9 protein-coding genes and 1 pseudogene are annotated in these 18,888 nt (G+C 69.4%); 6 read left to right on the top strand and 4 right to left on the bottom strand.

The window, feature by feature from the left end; translation table 11 throughout:
- A pseudogene (locus CV1CTNOD_RS25155) lies at positions 1–722 on the bottom strand (hypothetical protein); the annotation flags it as partial.
- 218 nt (positions 723–940) lie between these two features.
- On the opposite strand from CV1CTNOD_RS25155, the gene CV1CTNOD_RS23690 reads away from it, so the two are divergent.
- Positions 941–2,944: a copper resistance protein CopC gene (locus CV1CTNOD_RS23690; RefSeq protein WP_165485698.1), complete on the top strand. Its 2,004-nt coding sequence runs from the start codon at positions 941–943 to the stop codon at positions 2,942–2,944.
- A 190-nt stretch (positions 2,945–3,134) separates the two neighbouring features.
- Here CV1CTNOD_RS23690 and CV1CTNOD_RS23685 read toward each other — a convergent pair whose 3' ends face one another.
- Together CV1CTNOD_RS23685 and CV1CTNOD_RS23680 are read right to left on the bottom strand one after the other, a co-directional pair.
- On the bottom strand, positions 3,135–4,505 hold the full coding sequence (locus CV1CTNOD_RS23685) for an RNA polymerase sigma factor (protein ID WP_207386634.1): 1,371 nt from the start codon (positions 4,503–4,505) through the stop codon (positions 3,135–3,137).
- A gap of 300 nt (positions 4,506–4,805) precedes the next feature.
- Entirely contained in the window at positions 4,806–6,599 is a 1,794-nt protein-coding gene (locus tag CV1CTNOD_RS23680) for a S1C family serine protease (RefSeq protein ID WP_131788158.1), read from the bottom strand.
- A 660-nt stretch (positions 6,600–7,259) separates the two neighbouring features.
- Between CV1CTNOD_RS23680 and CV1CTNOD_RS23675 the strand changes: the two genes are divergently transcribed.
- The 5 genes from CV1CTNOD_RS23675 to CV1CTNOD_RS23655 all read left to right on the top strand — a co-directional run bounded on the left by CV1CTNOD_RS23675 (position 7,260) and on the right by CV1CTNOD_RS23655 (position 17,976).
- The gene (locus tag CV1CTNOD_RS23675; RefSeq protein WP_242606974.1) at positions 7,260–8,753 is read left to right on the top strand and encodes a bifunctional glycosyltransferase family 2/GtrA family protein; all 1,494 of its coding nucleotides are present in this window, start codon (positions 7,260–7,262) and stop codon (positions 8,751–8,753) included.
- A 126-nt stretch (positions 8,754–8,879) separates the two neighbouring features.
- A complete protein-coding gene (locus tag CV1CTNOD_RS23670) occupies positions 8,880–10,619 on the top strand; it encodes an acyl-CoA dehydrogenase family protein (protein ID WP_131788157.1) in 1,740 nt (579 codons plus the stop codon).
- A 2,322-nt stretch (positions 10,620–12,941) separates the two neighbouring features.
- Complete coding sequence (locus CV1CTNOD_RS23665; protein ID WP_131788156.1) at positions 12,942–13,421, top strand: hypothetical protein; 480 nt, start codon at positions 12,942–12,944, stop codon at positions 13,419–13,421.
- 35 nt (positions 13,422–13,456) lie between these two features.
- A complete protein-coding gene (locus CV1CTNOD_RS23660; RefSeq protein WP_131788155.1) occupies positions 13,457–16,087 on the top strand; it encodes a helicase-associated domain-containing protein in 2,631 nt (876 codons plus the stop codon).
- Between the two features lie 242 nt (positions 16,088–16,329).
- Positions 16,330–17,976 (top strand): DNA repair helicase XPB, encoded by a 1,647-nt coding sequence (locus CV1CTNOD_RS23655; protein ID WP_131768894.1) that lies wholly within the window; start codon positions 16,330–16,332, stop codon positions 17,974–17,976.
- A gap of 80 nt (positions 17,977–18,056) precedes the next feature.
- Here the strand turns inward: CV1CTNOD_RS23655 and CV1CTNOD_RS23650 are convergent, their stop codons facing one another.
- Entirely contained in the window at positions 18,057–18,647 is a 591-nt protein-coding gene (locus CV1CTNOD_RS23650; RefSeq protein WP_131788154.1) for a Uma2 family endonuclease, read from the bottom strand.
- Between the last annotated feature and the right edge of the window lie 241 nt (positions 18,648–18,888).

Raw genomic sequence — 18,888 nt, 5'->3', positions numbered from 1 at the left:
GCCGCGGCCAGCGCGATACCTCGGCGCTGGTGGAGTCCGCTGGCCGCGACGCCGGCGGCGACCACCACCCCGAGTGCGAGCCACGGCACCGGGGACGGCCCCGGAACCCAGTCGAGGGTGCCGGTGGTGAGGACCACCCGATCGTCCACGGTCAGGGGGATCGTCCAGGCGTAGATCTGGTGGAAGCGGGCGGGTGCGGCTCGTACGACCGGTGGATCCTGCGTGCCCATCCAGTGGGTGCGGTGGTCGTGCCAGACGGCGGTCCGGCCGTCGGCGATCTTCTCCCAGTGCGACGCCGTCTTGTCGTCCCTGCCGCTGTCGTTCCTGGCGTCGCCGGCCGGGGACGGACCCTGCGGTCCGTACCGACCGCGGTTGAGATACGTGGCGGACGACAGCGTGTTCTGCCAGACGCCGGCGGAATCCACCCGCAGATAGGGCTCGTCGTTGTACCCCTTGACGATGACCGTGTGGTTGCCGGTGACGGTCAGCTTCACCCGGCTGCCGTTTTCCACGGGCACGAGGCTGACATCGTCCACCGCGGGGTTCATGCCGGTCACGGTCGTGTGGAAGTTCGTGGACGAGGCACCACTGACGGAATGCGCCTGCGCGGGCCCGGCCGGGAAGACGAGCCAGCAGACCAGGGCACCGAGGAGCATGAGCGTGCGCCGGAGCACGCGGGTTGACCGGCCCCGGTCGGACGGCCCCCCAGCAGTGACGTTCACGGAGTCTTCATGGGCGCGGAGTCTTCATGGGCGCGGAGTTTAGCCGGCTGAAGAGCGCGATCGTGATTTTTCCCGCGTCCGGAGATCTCGGAAAGCATAGCCCGGCGAGGCTTCGGGAAGTCCTGGGAAGCGGTGGCCGGGCGCGGAGCCCGGCGTTGTCGCCGTCCGCGGGCAGCGAGGTGGACACTGGGCCGGTGGTTCGGCTCCGGATTGACACTGTGCCGCCGCGGGTTGACGCCGTGTGGCACTGGATTCACAGTGCACGGCGCGTCGGCTTCCTGTTCGCGGCCATGCTCGTGGCCGTGGTCGTAACGGCTGCCCCGGCGTTCGCGCATGCCGTGCTCGAACGCAGCGATCCGGCCGGGGGTGGGACCCGGGCGACCCCGCCGTCGCGGGTTGTGCTGACCTTCAGCGAGTCCGTCGCGGTGAACGCCGGCTCGATAACGGTCATCTCCTCGTCCGGTCAGCGGGTGGATGACGGTGCCGCGCGGCACGGGCAGACCGGCAACGAAGCCGTGGTGGGATTGCGTCCCGGGCTTGGCAACGGGACCTATGTGGTCAGCTGGCATGCCGTCTCCGCGGACAGCCATCCGGTCTCCGGCGGTTTCTTCTTCGGGGTCGGGGTGGCGCCGGACGCAGCGGCGGCCGCGTCGGTGTCCACGGGCGCTCGTGGTTCGGCGGCGGTGGACATCCTGGCCGGTGTGGCCCGCTTCGCCGCTTTCGCCGGGCTCGTCGTCCTGGTGGGGGCGGGCTTTTTCCTGCTGGCGCTGTGGCCGGCCGGAGTCGGCCTGCCCGGTCCGCGGCGCCTGTTGTGGACGGGGTGGGGCGTCACCCTCGGTGCGTCCGTTGCGCTGTTGCTGCTGCAGGGACCGTACGGCGGGGGCCAGGGGCTGTCCGCTCTTGCCCGGTGGGATCCGTTGTCGACCACCTTGCACGGCAGGTACGGGCATCTGGTGCTGCTGCGCATCCTCGCGCTGCTGCTCGCGGTACCGCTGCTGCGCACGATCACAGCGGGTCACCGGTGTTCCCTGCTGGAGCTCGCGGGCCTCGCCCTTGTCGCCGCCGTGACCCAGAGCGCGGCCGGGCACGCGGGCGTCGGTGACGATGCGTGGCTGGCAACCGCCAGTCTGACCCTGCACCTGCTGGGCGTTGCCGCCTGGGTCGGCGGCCTCGCGGTTCTCGTGATCTTTCTGCGTTCCACCTCCCGGCGCGGTCCGGCGGACGGCCGGCAGCCTCCCGACGGCATCGAGGTGTCGGCTGCCTGGGCCGACGAGCTCGACGAGGTCCTGCCGAGATGGTCACGCATTGCAATGATGGCCGTCGCCGTGATCGTCCTGACCGGTGTTTACCAGACATGGCGGGAGGTTGGCTCGCTCCCGGCGCTGGATGCCACCACCTACGGCCGTCTGCTGCTGGTGAAGCTCTGGTTCGTGGCGATGATGCTCGGATTCGGCTGGTTGGGGCACAAATGGGTTGCGCGCCACCACCGGCCGGCCCCCACCGCGCTGGCGGCGGGTCACTCGGAGGCCGCCGAGGATACGGCCGGGGACACGCGGGGGACCACGGCCGTGGGCGTGGCCACCCGTGCGGCGGGCCGGGTATCCGGGTCTTCCGAACTCACCGGATCAGCCCTGCCGATCCAGCGGGGATCCCGGGCGCAGGCGAATCATGATCGTGCCGCCTTCGGCCCGCTGACAGTGCGAAAAAAACATGATCGTTCCGCCTTCGGCCCGTCGGGGGAGGCGTCATCGCCGAACCTTCTCCCACGTCCCCGCGTCAGCGAGGGTGCGCTGGCACGTCTGCGCCGGAGGGTCGCGTTCGAGGCGGGAATCGCCGCCGTGGTGCTCGGGTTGACGGCGGTACTGGTCAACTCCGTCCCGGCACGGACGTCGTACGTGCCCCCGTTCTCCGGCACGGTCTTCGCCGGGCCGCTCACCGTCCAGGTGGACATCGCTCCCACCAAGCGCGGGCCGCAGATCCTGCACGTCTATGTTTTCGACCCCGCGGGGAAGGCGCAGCCGCTTGAGGACGCATCGGCTGCGCTGTCGCTTCCGGATGCCGGTGTCGGGCCGTTGCCGGTACCGCTCACCCGGGCGGCGCCCGGTCATGTGATCAGCGAAGACATGCAGGTCCCACTACCAGGTACCTGGCAGCTACGGCTGACGCTACGTGTCAACGACTTCGACCAGTACGTGACCACCCTGTTCTACCAGGTCCGCTAGGGAATTCCCGGTCAAGCATCGTCGAATCATGAAACTGAGGGAATAGACGGGTCGCTGTAGACGGTCGTATAGCAGCCGTTTTCGTACTCATTTTCCTGAGCGAAACAGCCGGGACAGGATGTGTGAACAGCTGACCGGTGCCATGGCGGATCGGAGCGGAGCAGTCGCGTACCGGCCGGATCCTGGTTGGTCAGAGCGACCTCAGGGAGCCGCTGACGGTTGTGAGCTTCGCCGACGGCGCCCCCTCGTCCTCCGTGGTGCCCAGGGCCGGAGCGTTCGCACTCGTGGTACTGATCGACGGATTCGTCGTGGACGTTCCGCGCGGGGTGGGTGGGCTGCCTGCCGGTGGCTGTGTTCCGGGGCTGCCGGAAGGTGTCGTGGGTGCGGTGGGTCCGCTGGTCGCCGTGGGCGCCGGTTGTTCGGGCGGGGTCGTCGTCACCACTGGCTGGGGTGGCGTCGTGGTCGTTCCCGGTGAGGCGTGTACCGGCGGAGCGGGCGAGTTGACCGCGTCGGCTGGGGGGACCGTCTCGGCGAGGGAGAGTTGGGACGACACCAGTGCCACCTCGTCCGGGAGCCCGAGGTCGGACGTGGCCGGCTCGGTGCGCTGGGTGGACGACTGCTGGGTGGATCCACCGGCAACCGTGGAGTCGATCGTGGTCGACGATCCGGATACGGGTGAGGGGCCCACGGGGGACGTTTCTGGCTCCCCGGACGAACCCGGTGTGATCACCACGGTGCCGGGGCGGTGGGCATTGGTGTCGGATGCGACGGTAGGCCAGTTGATCGCGACGGCGACACCGATCGCGGCGATGACCAGTGACCCGACAGCCGTCGCGATCGAACGGTTGCGCCAGCGTTGCGATCCGGACGGGCTCCTTCCGCCAGGGAGCCCACGGACGAGTGGCATGACCGTGGGCACGTCCGGCTGGCCGGGTCGCGCATCCCTGCCCGCCACCGTGCCCACGACCAGGGTCCTGTTGCCGTCCGCCGTCCCGGCGTCGGCCGGCGGACGGCCCGGGCCGGATGCGCCGTTACGGGCGGTGGCGGCAGCAGCGGTCGCAGCGGCCCGGTCGAAGGTGCGCGAAAGCCCCTCCCGCAGGGTGGTCGGCGCTGCCACCATTGGTGTCGCAGCGAGCATTTCCTGCGGAGTGACACCGTGCGGTACCGGGGCTGCCTGTACCTGCGGTGAGCCCGACCATGCCAGCGAGCTGCCGCGGGCCAGCTCCAGCAGCCATGAATGCAGCCGCGTGGGGTCACTGAGCGGACTCAGGCGGCTGCGGGCGACGAGGGCGAACGCCGTGCCCGCGGCGGCGTGCGCGACCGTCGGCTCGCCGAGGATCAACAGGCACACGGAGAAGACGTCGTCGGCGTACCGGTCGTAGAGATCGTCGAATGCCTCCCGCTGGCCGTGGCGGATTCGCATGACGATGTCGGCATCGATCTCGGCATCGATTTCAGGACTTCTTGATCGCATTTGATTACTGAAGGCAATGGGATGAGTGAGAGGTGTGCCTGCAGGGGCCGCACCGTTGAAGGCGGTGCGGCTGATAGCGCCATCCATCAGTGCACTCTCCCGGATCCCCCATTGGCGGCTTCTGTCGCAGCCGCGCCCTGATGCAGACGGAGTGACACCACCATCACCAGTTACGGTAGAACGTCCTGGTCATGTCATGGGGAATCTCCGGAAAACTTTGTTGTCACATGCCGGACTTCGAACGTCCCCCGACAGGGCCGTGGCCACCGTCCCCGCCACTGACGAGCCGGGACGGTGGTGGGAACAACGGCGCGGAAGACGGCCGCGGATCCACGTCCCCGGGTCCCGAAGGACGAGCCCTGGTCGAATGATCAGGACACCGAATGGTCAGGATGGTTGTTGAGCGAGGGTTACCTCGGTGGTCAGTGTCTGACCGTTGTGGGTATAGGTGATCGTCACCTTGCTGCCGATAGCGTATGAGCGCACGGCGGCGATGAGGCCGTCCACGCTGGTGATCCGGCGGTTTCCCAGCTTGGTGATGACATCGCCCGGCTGGAGCCCGGCCTGCTGCGCCGGCCCGTTTCCGACCAGGTTCCCGATGACGGCACCGGTCCCCTCACCCGTCGGATCGGACTGGCTCGCTCCCGCGGTCGACGCGCTGACGCCGAGGTACGGATGCTTCGCGGCACCTCCGGTGATCAGCTCTTCGGTGATGGACTGGGCGTAGTTGGCCGGGATCGCGAACCCGACGCCGATGTTGCCGGACTGCTGTTGCTGGTTGCCGAAACCACCGCCGCTCGAGCTCACGGTGGCGATCGCCGAGTTGATGCCGATCAGCTCACCCTTGCTGTTGACCAGCGGGCCGCCCGAGTTGCCCGGGTTGATCGGAGCGTCGGTCTGGATGGCGTCCAGAACCGCGTTGTTGTCCTGGACGTTGGCATCGCCGGTCCGTACCGGCCGGTGCACAGCACTGACGATGCCCGAGGTCACGGTGCCGCTCAGGCCGAGGGGGCTGCCGACCGCAATCACCAGTTCACCGACTGCGACCGTGTCGGAGTTGCCGAAAGTCGCCGGCTTCAGGCCGTTCGCATCGATTTTGATGACCGCGAGGTCGGAACTCGGATCGGTACCGACGATCTTTGCGTCGTAGTTCTTGCCGTCCTGCGCGGTCACCTTCAGCGAGCCGCCTTGCGAGGCGTCGGACACCACGTGGTTGTTGGTGAGGATGTAGCCGTCCTGGCGGACGATCACGCCGGAGCCGGTGCTCGCCTCGCTCCTGGACGAGACGGAGATCGTGACCACGCTGGGGAGGATGGCCTGCGCGGCGGCCGACACCGTGTCGGACGCGGCCGGTGACGTGCCGCCTGAGCTACCGCTGTTGCGCAGCAGCCCGCCTGAGGACGCCACGGTCTGACTGCTGTTGTCGTTGCCGGCTACGAGAGCCCCCACGCCGCCGCCCACACCGGCCGAGACCAGCGCGAGCGCGATCGCGGCGGCGACCAGCCTGCGACGGTGCGGTGGTGGCATCGACGGTCCGGCAGTCTGCGTGGGGCCGTGGTACGGGCCGATCGGTGGCGCGGGTGGCCCGTAGAACGGGTTCCCCACGCCGAGTGGTCCGCCGGGGTATCCCGGACCGCCGGGTCGGGTCGGGTCGGGGGCCGGGGACGCTCCCCGGCCGCTGCCGGACGTGCTCCCGGACGCGGTTGGGACACCCGCCTCCGGTGCGTTCCACGGCGTGTCCCACCAGATCCGGCCGGGTGCCTCACCGGGACCACCGGAATAGGGTTGGGGTCCGCTCGAGGTCCGGTCGGGATCGAATGGACTGTTTCCGGACGACGAGGCCGCGGAGAACGATGCCGGTGTCGCTGCCGGCGGGCCGGCCGGTCTCTGCCATGGAGAGCCGCCGGGGTCGGCGGGAGCCAGGCCCGTACCAGTGGATACGTAGGGCGTCGTAGGCCTCGGTGGGGTCGGTCTGTCGGATCCTGGGCCGCCCAGTAGCGGGCCGCCGCCGGCGGCAGCCTGAGTCGGCTGAGCGTTGGCGACGGGGTAGGGGTCGGCATCCGGTACCGCCCAGTCTGAACCGTCCCGGCCGGTCGCGACTCCGTCGATGTCGTCGTCGGGTGCGTGCGCGTTCAAAGATGATCCGTCCGCGAAGGTGGCGAAGGGGGGCCGCGTGCTCATGGTACGAACCTTCCCCTCACAAGCTGAGTGAATACTGAAGTACAGACAACAGTCGGCTGAGACACGACGCCGGACAGTGTCCGCAGCCCGGCACAGCCTGAGCTGGTAGTACTGGTCAACGCCCTCGCTGGGTGGCAGATGGGCGATGGCGGCGACGTCAAGGTGCGAGGTGCCGCGTCAAGGTACGAGGTGCCGCGTCGCGCCGGCAGACGCGTCCACCCCGCCTCGGGCATCCACCTGCGACCTCCCACGAAGTGCCTTCACAAGGGCCTCCTGCGCCTTCACGAGGGCCTCCCGCAACAGGCCTCGTCACCACGAGGGGCTCTTACCGCAACGGGGCTTTTGCCACAACGGGTATTACAACGGGCCCCTCGCACCGCCTTCCCACCCCGCCTCCGCCGTCGCGACACGAATCCCGGCCTCCCGCGACGACCACTCAGTAGCTTCTCAGGCGCGGTTCAGGCCGTTCTCACCGCGGTCGTCGACTGTTGAACCGTGAAGCTGCCGAAACGTTTTGGGGACGACCGTCCCGCCGGCCCGTCTCCGTCCGGATCGCTTGGTGCGGTGCCCGCGCGCAGCGAGTCCCATGACCGTGTGGTGTCTATCACAGGCGGGCAATCTGTCACCCGCGCGCCCGGCCTGCCGGAGCCCGACGAACCTGTGCGCACGAGCATCCTCGTCGAATCCGGGCCGGCGGACGTCGACGCCGACGGCGAGATGTCCCGACCGTTACCCGGATCCGAGCCCGACGGTCCGCGGACGATCCCGTTGCAGGCCCCGGGCGGACCCGACGGTCAGGACGCGGCCGCCGGCTGCCGGACCGCGGTGGCGGTGCAATCGCGCGGGACGCCTCCGCCGCGGTCGCGGCAGCAGCCTCTCGTCGAGGTGGTCGTCCCGGTCTACAACGAGCAGGAGGCCCTCGACAGCAGTATCCGGCGGCTGCACGACTACCTGACCCGTCGCTTCCCCTTCGGCTGGCGTATCACGATCGCCGACAACGCCAGCACCGACGCCACCCCGATCGTCGCCCGGCGCCTGGTCGGCGAGCTGGACCGGGTACGCATGACACGGCTGAAGGCCAAGGGCCGCGGTCGGGCCCTGCGGGCGGTCTGGTCGTCCTCGGACGCCGACGTCGTGGCGTACATGGACGTCGATCTCTCCAGCGGTCTTGAGGCGTTTCTGCCCCTGGTCGCGCCCCTGCTGTCAGGCCATTCGGACGTCGCGATCGGATCCCGGCTCGTTCGCGGTTCCCGGGTCGTCCGGGGGCCGAAGCGAGAGATCATTTCGCGCTGCTACAACTCGATGTTGAGAGCGGCCTTTCACACCTCCTTCCGGGATGCCCAGTGCGGGTTCAAGGCCGTGCGGGCGGACGTGGCCCGTGCGCTCCTGCCCGCTGTCGAGAACAACCACTGGTTCTTCGACACAGAACTGCTGCTGCTGGCCGAACGTAACGGCCTACGCATCCACGAGGTGCCGGTCGACTGGACCGACGACCCGGACTCGCGGGTCAACGTCGTGGCAACCGCGATGGAGGACATCCGCGGAATGATCCGGGTTGCTCACCGCATCCTCGCCGGACGGGCCGGGGTGGACCTGCCACCGCAGGTCCGCGCCGCACGACTGCCTCGCGACATGGGCCGTCAGCTCGGGACGTTCGCGGCGATCGGGGTGTGTTCGACTCTTGCGTACGTCGTCGCCTACGCGCTGCTCCGCCAGGGCGGGACGTCGTCCTTCGCGGCCAACTTCGTCGCGCTGTTCGTCACGGCCGTGGGCAACACCTGGGCCAACCGGCGCCTGACGTTCGGGCAGGTGGGAAGCGAGGGGGCGCTACGCCAGTTCGCCGAGTCCGGAGCCGTGTTCGTGCTGGGGCTTGCGGTGTCCTCCGCCGGGCTCGGACTGCTGCATGCGCTCTGGTCGTCGTCCGGGGTCCTTGTCGAGATCATCACCGTGCTGCTCAGCGGCGCGCTGGCCACGGTGGTGCGATTCGTGCTGATGCGAGCCTGGGTCTTCCACCCCGCCCGGTCCCCCCGCGCCCGCGACACCTCGCCCGGAGGTGGCGCCTCGACCGAAGGGAGGAGCGGGACCGCGAGGAGCAGCCGTCCGCGCCACACCGTGCCGCCCACGCGGCAGGACGGTAAGGCGGTAGGACAGTAAGGCGGTGGGGGTCGTACCACAGCCCTACCGCGTGGTGCGAGCAGACATCCTCCACCGATACGACGATGCTGCAACTGCGGCACCGGTGCCGCAGGAGGCACCGGGCGTTCGGCCGGGGAGGTTGGGATGTCGGATATCCACGTACCGGCGGCTTACGGAGTACCAGCGAATCACGCGGTACCGACCAGCCGTGACGTCCTGTCCACTCACGAGGTCGTCAACCAGGTTCCGCCGCTCGTCGGCTACGACGCCTTCACCACGGACACGGCTCTCGTCGAGGCGGTGCACCGCCACGGTGCGGGATGGGCTGTGGACGAGCTGTCGGCCCTGGGACGCCTCGCCGGCTCGGCCCGGGCCCGGGAATGGGGTGAGGCGGCCAACCTCTACCCGCCCGAGCTGCACACCCATGACCGTTACGGCTACCGAGTGGACGAGGTCCGGTTCCATCCCGCCTACCACGAGTTGATGACGGTCGCGGTACGCAGCGGTATCGCTGGCGGTCCGTGGCGTAACCCGATACCCGGAGCACACGTGGCCCGCGCCGCCGCCATGATGATCTGGTCCCAGGTGGACGCCGGGCACACCTGCCCGATCTCGATGACCTACGCGGCCGTTCCCGCGTTGCGGGTTGACCCGGATCTCGCCGCGCGGTGGGAGCCGCTGCTGACCGCCCCGCACTACGATCCGGGGCTGCGCCCGTCCGCGGCCAAGGCCGGTGTGCTCGCCGGTATGGCGATGACGGAGAAGCAGGGCGGGTCCGACGTCCGCGCGAACCTGACCCGCGCCGTCCGCCGGAGCGGCGACGACGGTACGTATGCCATCACCGGGCACAAGTGGTTCTGTTCGGCGCCCATGAACGACGTGTTCTGCGTGCTGGCGCAGGCTCCTGGCGGGTTGTCGTGTTTCGTCGTTCCCAGGGTGCTGCCCGACGGGACCCGCAACGTCTTCAGGCTGCAGCGGCTCAAGGACAAGCTGGGCAACCGGTCGAACGCGTCGTCGGAGGTCGAGTTCGCCGGTACGACCGGCTGGCTGCTCGGCGAGGAGGGACGCGGGGTTGCCACGATCGTGGAGATGGTCGCGCTGACCCGGCTCGACTGCGTGCTGGGGACGGCCGCGCTGATGCGCTTCGGCGTGGCCCAGGCGCTGCACCACGCCGCCCACCGGCGCGCCTTCGGCCGGTATGTCCTCGACGCCCCGCTGGCCCGCAACGTGCTGGCGGACCTGGCGGTGGAGGCCGAGGCCGCCCTGGTGCTCGGAATACGGCTGGCTGCGACCCTCGACTCCAGGCCGGCGCGCCCCGCCGGGGGCGCATCCACCGGTGGCGCTGCCCCGGCCGACTCGGAGCGGGCGATCAGGCGTTTCGGTACTGCCGTGGCGAAGTTCCACGTGTGCAAGCGCGGCCCCTCGCACCTGGCCGAGGCCCTGGAGTGCCTGGGTGGAAACGGCTACGTCGAGGAGTCGGGAATGCCCCGCGCTTATCGGGAGGCTCCACTCAACTCGCTCTGGGAGGGCACGGGAAACATCAACGCTCTGGACGTCCTGCGGGCGATGGGTCGTGAGCCCGGGTGTGTCGAGGCGTTCGACGACGAGATCGACGCTGTCGCGGGCAGCGACCGCCGGCTGGACGAGGCTGCCCGCAGCCTGCGCCGTGAGCTCGCGGCGGTCGACGAATACGGTGCCCGCCGGCTGGTCGAGCGGATGGCGCTCGTGCTGCAGGCCGCGTTGCTGGTCCGCTACAGCACTCCGGCGGTGGCGGACGCGTTCTGTGCCTCGCGCCTGGAAGGCGGTGGAGGATACGCGTTCGGAACCCTTCCGGCGGGGTTGGACCTCACAGCTATCCTCGAGCGTCATCGTCCGAAGCTCTGACCGTCCCATGCGCTGTGGTCGCGGTGCGTGAGGCGATGCGTGGGTCGCCGTATTGCGAAGCCGGTCCGGCGGGTTCCAGGAGGCCCAGATCCCCAGGTTCCTGTGTTAATGGTGAGGAGCCGGATCATCCGGATGATCCGGCTATGGGTTGATTACGCAGTGTTATGATATGACCGTGGGGATCCGGGTGGGTCGTGCCGCGGAAACCTATGGCGGATACGCTTAATATCGCTGTTCCGACGACATCGGCACAACCGCCGCCGTGCGAACCTGACCGGAGGATGCCCGCGTGGTCCGAGGAGACTCCGACCCCCGGGGCGGCCGACGAGGTGATCCTCGAAGCGACCCGCGTGGGGTGGCGGACGGTGACGACGAGGAGACGTGGCCGCCGCACGCGGCGGTGGGTTCGCCCCGGCGCGGGGCGGACGCGCCACAGCGGCCGGTGCCCGGTTCGCCGCCGTCCCAGCCGGGTGTGGTGGGGCCGGGTCAGGCGGACCGTGGGGACGAGCGACTCACGTTCGGTCGGGTACGGGCGCTTACCGCAGGTAATGGATTAGTTGCTTTCGCCACCCTGTCGGGCAGGTCCTCCAGGAACGGCTCATCTGCCGGCACCAACGGACTCAGCGGTCACGCGCCCGGCAGCCATGGGCCGGGGCCGTCCCCTGCGGGGCGGGCCGGGCCGGGGAAGCAGACCGGTCCAGTCGGCAACGCGCCGGGGGAAGCTGCTGGTTTCGGTCCTGCGCCAGCCGCCGGCGGACGTCCGGGGGCGCGTGGTTCCAGCCCACTTGCACCGACGCATCGTGGGCCGGGGCCGGCTGCCGTCGATCCCCTCCATACGCAGGCCCGTCCCGGCAGCCGCCCAGATCCGCAGGGGGCCCGCTGGTTCGGTGGTCTTGATCCGCTTGACGCGACCACCGTTGTGCAGCGTTCTCCTGAGCGGGGTTTTCCCGACCGGGCCTCGGGGCCGACCGCGCACAGTCGCGGTGTGAACCCGGCCGCGCATGGTCGTGGTGCGGACCCGGCCGCTCGGGGGCGTGCGGCAGGCGCCGGCCCCGGGACGGACCCCGGGCCGGCCCCGGGATCGCCGTTCTACACCGGAGAGCCCACGCAGGGATTCGACCCGTTCCCGGAACGTGGACGTGACAGTGTGCAGTCCGCGTCCGCCGCGTCCGCCGCGTCCGCCGCGTCCGCCGCGTCCGCGCTCCGGCGCCCGGTAGCGGCAGACCGCTCTGGCCACGTCGGTCCGGAGCCGGGCGGGTTGTCCGGACCACCCCGGTCGTCCACCGTTGCGGGAGCACCTCCAGCCGCGCAGCCCCGACCGTCAGCCCCCCACCCCGACTCCGGACCCGGTGCCTCTCGACTCGCGCAGTCCCGGCCCGCACCGCACGGGCAGCCCGATGCCCGGGTGCGGTCGGCTTCCGGGCCGGCGGGTGCAGGCGGTGCGCGTGGGCCGGTTTCCGGCGACCGGACTCGAGAGGGCCAAAGGCAGCGCGATCATGTTCCTCTCGCGCTGCCGGAGGCCGGGGCCACCGGGGTATCGGAGGGCCAAAGGCGACGCGATCATGCTCCTGGCGCGCTCGGGGCTGCTGTCGGGTCATCGGCCGGGTGGACCGGCTCCGACGAGGCTGTCTCCGCTGTGGACGACGTCAATGCCACCGATCGGTTCTCCGCACTTCCCGACGGTAAAGGTGGGTTCGACGGGGGAGGTTCCCGTTCGGCCCGCAGCACCGATTCCGGTGAGGACGCCCGGTCGGGCTCAGCTTCCGCTCGCCGACGCACCTCGCGTGCGCGTCCGGTCGTGACTGCCCTTAGCCTACTGATGGTGATCGTTGTTATGGTCGTCGGATTTTCCATCGGGCGGGCTGTTGCGGTGCCGAATTCGGCGAGCGTGCAGTCACGTGTCGGCGACTGGGCCCGTGATCATAATCTGACGTTTCTCATCGAGGGCGTCGACAGGTTTCGTTGATCGAAGTTGATCCAGGTTCCGCTGATCGAGGTTCCGCTCGCCGCAGCCGTCGGCCGATGACTTGTTTGTCGATTGATAAATGTGTTGGACGGTAGTGCTTCCTTGGGCTTAAAGTTGCCAGGATCGGGAGAAGCGTTGGCAAAGTGGTGTGTAAGTCTCAAATCGTTCATATACGATAGGCCTGGTTCTGTATCCTGTCCTTGTGAAAGGAATTTGATTCCTGGCTCTTGCGCTCGGGGGCTCCCACATGTGAATCTGCATCGACAGGTCTGTCGCGCTCTGTCATAACGTGCGCGACTTCGCGTGATGTTGGCTGGGTAACGTCACAACCTGTCACTCGCGGCAGGAGGCTTCGCGTGCGTCCACATTCCACGCGTCCGTGCGGCAATCGTCCACGCGTCATCCGTCCGGCGCTCAGTGGTGTTATAGATGCCGCCGGGGCGGACGACGTCCATTCCGGGCCATCGACCCCGGCGGGGATCCGGGCCGGTACCCCGGCCGGGGCGGATTCCGGCGCCGCTCCTGCCCAGCCCGGCCGGGAGCCGACCGCGGAGGAGGTCGACGCCATCGCCCGGGCGATCTTCGCCAGTCCCCTGGTCGCCGCTGTTCCGCAGGGGCGCCTTCAGGTGACCTCCATCAGGATCTCCACCGGCTCGCCGGACTGGGCGTTCGTCGCGCTCCGACCGCGTGAACACGACCTCGATCCAGCCGTTGCCGTGCTGCGCTGGAACGTCGGCGGTGGCTGGGTACTCGACCAGGTTGGTACGGCTCAGGTCGGCGTGGGCCGGGTCCCGGTGTCGGTGAGCGACGAATTCGATCTCGATGACGGACGGTAGGGAGTGTCGGCCCTTCCGCGTGGCCGGATACCGTTGTGAGGGTGTCCATACCGGCGGACGGCTCTGACGTTCCCACCACCCTGGCCGGGTGGTTGCGCAGCCTGCCGGACGACGCTGTGACCCGGTTGCTCACCCTGCGACCGGATCTGGCCACACCGCCCCCGCCAGACTTCGACATCCTCGGTGCCCGTCTGGAGATCCGGGTGAGCGTCACCCGCGCCCTTGAGCGGCTCGACGTCTTCACCCTCGAGGTCTGTGAGGCGTTGACGCTGCTCCCGTCGTCGGTGAGCGCGGCACAGCTGTCGACGTTCTGCGGGGACGTGGACGTGCTACCAGCCCTGGCGACACTGCGTGAACGTGGGTTGGTGTGGGGGGACGACTCGGCCGTTGTGCTCGTCGGCATGGCCCGTGACCTGCTGGGCGAGCGTCCGCTCGGGCTCGGTCGGCCGTTGCACGCGTGCCTGAGCGGTCATCGCCACACCCATCTGGCTCGCCTCGCCACGGCGATCGGAGCCGGCCTGCAGCGTGACCGGGGTGCGGCCACCCGGGCGGCTCTTCTTGAGGAGCTGACCACCGTGCTGACCGTACGGGAACGGGTGGCCCAGCTGGCCGGGGAATGCGGGCCGCGGGCCCGCCAGATCCTCGACCGGCTGACTGCCGGACCAGCGCTGGGACACACCAGCGACGCCAGCCGCCTGCTCACCACGTCCGACGCCCGCACCCCGGTGGAGGAGCTGCTGGCCCGCGGCCTACTGATCGGTATCGACGAGGAGACGGTCGAACTCCCCCGGGAGGTGGGTCTGGCGCTGCGTGGTGACCGGCCGGTGGGCAGGCTGCACACCGACCCGCCCGCGCTCACCGGCCGGCAGATCGATCTCGGCCAGGTCGACGGTGCTGCCGCTCTCGCCGCTGGCACGCTGATCCGGATGGTGACGGCTCTGCTCGAGGCATGGGGTGCGGCCCCGCCCACCGCGTTGCGCACCGGTGGTCTGAGTGTCCGGGACTTCCGTGCCACCGCGAAGCTGCTCGACGTCACCGAAGCGGCGGCGGCGGTGGTCGTCGAGATCGCCTATGCGGCCGGGCTGGTCGACAATTCCGCCGGTGCGGATATGCAGATCATGACCACGACGGCCTACGACCGGTGGTGCATGGAAACCCCCGCCATGCGGTGGGCCGTACTCGCGGAGGCGTGGTTGCGCACCCTACACATCCCCGGCCTGGTGGGAGATCGGGACGACAAGGGCCGCCAGATCGCGGCGCTCTCCGTGGAACTGCGGCGGCAGAGCGCGCCGGAACTGCGACGTCTTGTGCTGGACGCCTTTGCCGCCGCGCCACGCGGGCTCGCACCCACACCCGCATCGGTGCGGGAGCTGCTTGCCTGGCGGGTACCGCGCCGGAGCGGGTCGTTGCTGGACCGGATGGTCGACTGGATCTTCGCCGAGGCCGATCTGCTGGGCGTCACCGGCCGTGGGACGCTGTCAGCCGCCGGGTGGGCGCTGGTCCACGGCGAAGCCGCGGACGGGGTGAGCCGGTCCGAGCTGGCGGCGGCACTGGGCCCGATGCTGCCCGAGCCCGTCAGCGAACTGCTCGTGCAGGCCGACCTCACCGCCGTGGCGCCGGGTCCCCTGGTGCCGGAGATCGCCGCCGAGCTGGCGCAGATGGCCGATGTCGAATCCTCGGGTGCGGCAACGGTCTTCCGGTTCTCCGAGACGTCCCTGCGGCGGGTGCTGGACGCCGGGCGGACCGCCGAGGACATCCGAGACTTTCTCACCCGGGTGGCCCGTGGGGGCGTACCGCAGACGCTGGACTACCTGGTGGACGACATCGCCCGTCGCCACGGACGGCTGCGGGCGGGGCCGGCCGCGTCGTATCTGCGCTGTGACGATACCGTCGTCCTGTCCGAGGTGGTCGCGTCACGGCGGACCCAGGCGCTGGGGTTGCGCCGGGTTGCGCCAACGGTGGTGGTCTCCTCGCTGCCCATGCCCAAGTTGCTCGACGGGCTGCGTACGGCCGGTTTCTCCCCGGTGGGGGAGGGCCCGGATGGACGTGTGGTGCTCAGCCGGCCGGAGGTGTACCGCACGCCGGGCCGTCCGCGACCGAGCACCGCGGAGGTGCAGGGCAGCCGTAACGAGCAGCTGCGTAGTGTGGTGCGGATGATCCGCCGCGGGGACGACAGTTCCCGTACGGCACGGGCGGCCGCGGCCGCGATCGGTTCGGTGGCCGACGGGATGGTGCGATCCGCGCCGTTGATCCTGGTGACGTTGCAGGGGGCGGCCCGCACGGGTCGCCGGGTACTGCTCGGCTATGTCGACCAGCAGGGGACGCCCAGCGACCGGGTGATACGTCCGGTGACCGTCGAAGGCGGCTGGGTTACGGCCTGGGACCAGCGCGCCACGGCGACCCGGCGGTTTGCATTACACCGCGTGACCGGCGTCCTCGACGTGGAGGACGTGCTCCCGGGTGGTGAGTTCGCCGGTTACCCCTGGCCCTACGAGATGGGTGGCGCGGGCGGTTTCAGGGGTGCTCTCGGGGCCGACTTCGGCGGCAGGCCGGTGAGCGCGGACGCTGCCGGTGTGGACGCTGCCGGCGCCGACGGGTCGATGTCAGTGCCCGACCAGGCATCCCTGGAGACAGTCGACGCGGAGGATGTTTCCGACGTGCCTTGACAGCAGGTGGGTTCACCTTTCCCGATGATCGAATTTCCCGATGATCGGATTCCTTGGTGACCGTGTCGGGACGGTGCTCCGGTGGGTGTCGTCGGGCCTGCGTCGAGACCGTCGACGAACATGGGAGAATCGGCGGACGCACTCCATTTCCGGTTGATGCGACTTTATGAAATTTTGTGCTGGAAGCCCTGGAAGCCCTGGAAGCCCTGGACGCCTCGGAAACCTCGGAAGGGCGGTGAGAAGTGGCCGACGGTCCGTTGATCGTCCAGTCGGACAAGACCCTGCTGCTGGAAGTCGATCATCCGCTGGCCGGCGACGCGCGAGCCGTGATCGCGCCGTTCGCGGAGCTGGAACGTTCACCCGAGCATGTACACACCTACCGGATCACCCCGTTGGCGTTGTGGAATGCCCGGGCCGCCGGTCACGACGCCGAACAGGTCGTCGACGCGCTCGTCCGCTTCTCCCGCTACGCGGTCCCCCACGCGCTGCTCGTCGACATCGCCGACACCATGGACCGCTACGGCCGACTGCGGCTGGAGAACGATCCGGTGCACGGCCTGGTGCTGCGGACCGTCGACCGCGCGGTGCTCACCGAGGTCGTCCGGTCGAAGAAGGTCGCGCCGCTGCTCGGGCAGCGCATCGACGACGACTCGGTCGCGGTGCACCCGTCCGAGCGGGGACGGCTCAAGCAGGCGCTGCTCAAGATCGGCTGGCCGGCCGAGGACCTCGCCGGTTACGTCGACGGTGAGGCGCACCCGATCGAACTGCGCCAGGACGGCTGGGAGCTGCGCAGCTACCAGAAAGGCGCGGTGGCGGGCTTCTGGGAGGGCGGCTCGGGCGTCGTGGTGCTGCCCAGCGGCGCCGGCAAGACTATTGTCGGGGCTGCCGCCATGGCGCACGCCCGCGCCACGACCCTGATCCTGGTCACCAACACCGTTGCCGGCCGCCAGTGGCGTTCGGAGCTGCTCAAGCGCACGTCGCTCACCGAGGACGAAATCGGTGAGTACTCGGGTGAACGTAAGGAGATCCGGCCCGTCACCATCGCCACCTACCAGGTGATGACAGCCCGACGCAAGGGTGAGTACCTGCACCTGGAGTTGTTCGGCGCCCGCGACTGGGGTCTGATCGTCTATGACGAGGTGCATCTGCTGCCGGCACCGGTCTTCCGGATGACCGCCGACATCCAGTCCCGCCGCCGGCTCGGCCTGACCGCGACCCTGGTGCGCGAGGACGGCCGAGAGGGCGACGTCTTCTCGCTGATCGGCCCCAAGCGGTATGACGCTCCCTGGCGGGAGATCGAGGCTCAGGGCTGGATCGCGCCGGCCGAGTGCACCGAGGTGCGGGTGACCCTCACCGAGGACGAACGGATGGCCTACGCGGTTGCCGAGGCCGAGGAGCGGTACCGCATGTGCGCCACCGCCTACAGCAAGCGGGCGGTGGTGCGCCGCCTCGTGCAGCGGCACGCCGACGATCAGGTGCTCGTCATCGGCGCCTACCTCGACCAGCTCGACCAGCTCGGCGAGCTGCTCGACGCCCCGGTCATCCAGGGGTCGACCCGCAACCGGGAGCGCGAGCGCCTGTTCGAGGCGTTCCGGACCGGACAGATCAGGACCCTGGTCGTCTCCAAGGTCGCGAACGTGTCGATCGACCTGCCGGAGGCGGGGGTCGCCATCCAGGTCAGCGGCACGTTCGGGTCACGCCAGGAGGAGGCGCAGCGACTCGGGCGGGTGCTGCGTCCGAAGGCGGACGGCCGGGGAGCGCATTTCTACACCGTGGTCTCCCGGGACACGATCGACCAGGAGTATGCCGCACACCGCCAGCGCTTCCTCACCGAGCAGGGCTACGTCTACACGATCGTGGACGCCGACGACATCCCCGACCCCGCATAACCGGCTCCAACCTGACATAACCGCCACTTTCGACATAACAGTTACTTTTAGACCATCATGAACGGATTGAGTCCGATTAACTACCCTGGGCGTGGAGGATCCACGAGGCTGGCCGGGACGATCGTGCAGGCCACCGGGCTGGCCACCGTCAGCTCCTCGTCCCCGGTCGCGGATCCCGCCGGTACGTAGGCGCAGTCGACGAGCCTGTAGGCGTCGATGCGTGGGCCGTCCGGATCGACCAGCCAGCAGCTGGGCACGCCGTGGTCGCGATAGAGGTCGAACTTGAGCGTCCGGTCATAGCGGCGGTTGCCGACTTCGGCGACCTCGACGATCAGCAGCGGCAGGCTGGTGATCCGTTGGGGACGGTCATCGTCGCCGGCGGCGGCCACGATGATGTCGGGGACGACCTCGCTGCGGGGCTCGATCCGGACGCTGACACCACGGGTGTGGACGCGCATGTCGGACGGGGTGGCCTCGACGAGCAGCCGGACCAGGCGTTTGGTCACCCGGGTTTCCAGCGGCGTCGGCCATGGACGGATCACGAACATTCCGTCTATGAGCTCGAAGCGGGGGTCGAGAGCGAGCTCGTCGAGGTCTGTCACGGTGAGCGGCGGAGCGGGCAGCATCAGGGTGGGACGGTGCGACCGTGCCGCGGAGCCGGGAGAGGGCACGCCAGTAATGGTGCCTTGTGGCCCGGAGACTGTCTAAATGTTCTTCACCGCGATGTTCTTCACCGCGGCCACGCACGGCCATGGGTCTGATTCCCGGCGCGCCGGTCGCAGCTGTTGCCGAGGCGTCAGCCGAGGCCGCGGGAGTCCTGCTTGAGGGCGGTGTCTATGGTGAGCGCGGAGGCGACCACCAGGCTGCGCAGCGGATCCGTCAGCGGGCGGTGGATCTGGACCACGTAGTTGT

Origin of the sequence: Protofrankia symbiont of Coriaria ruscifolia, assembly GCF_900634745.1 — a bacterium.
Taxonomy (GTDB): Bacteria; Actinomycetota; Actinomycetes; order Frankiales; family Frankiaceae; genus Protofrankia; species Protofrankia californiensis.
This window is presented reverse-complemented; position numbering and strand designations above follow the sequence as displayed.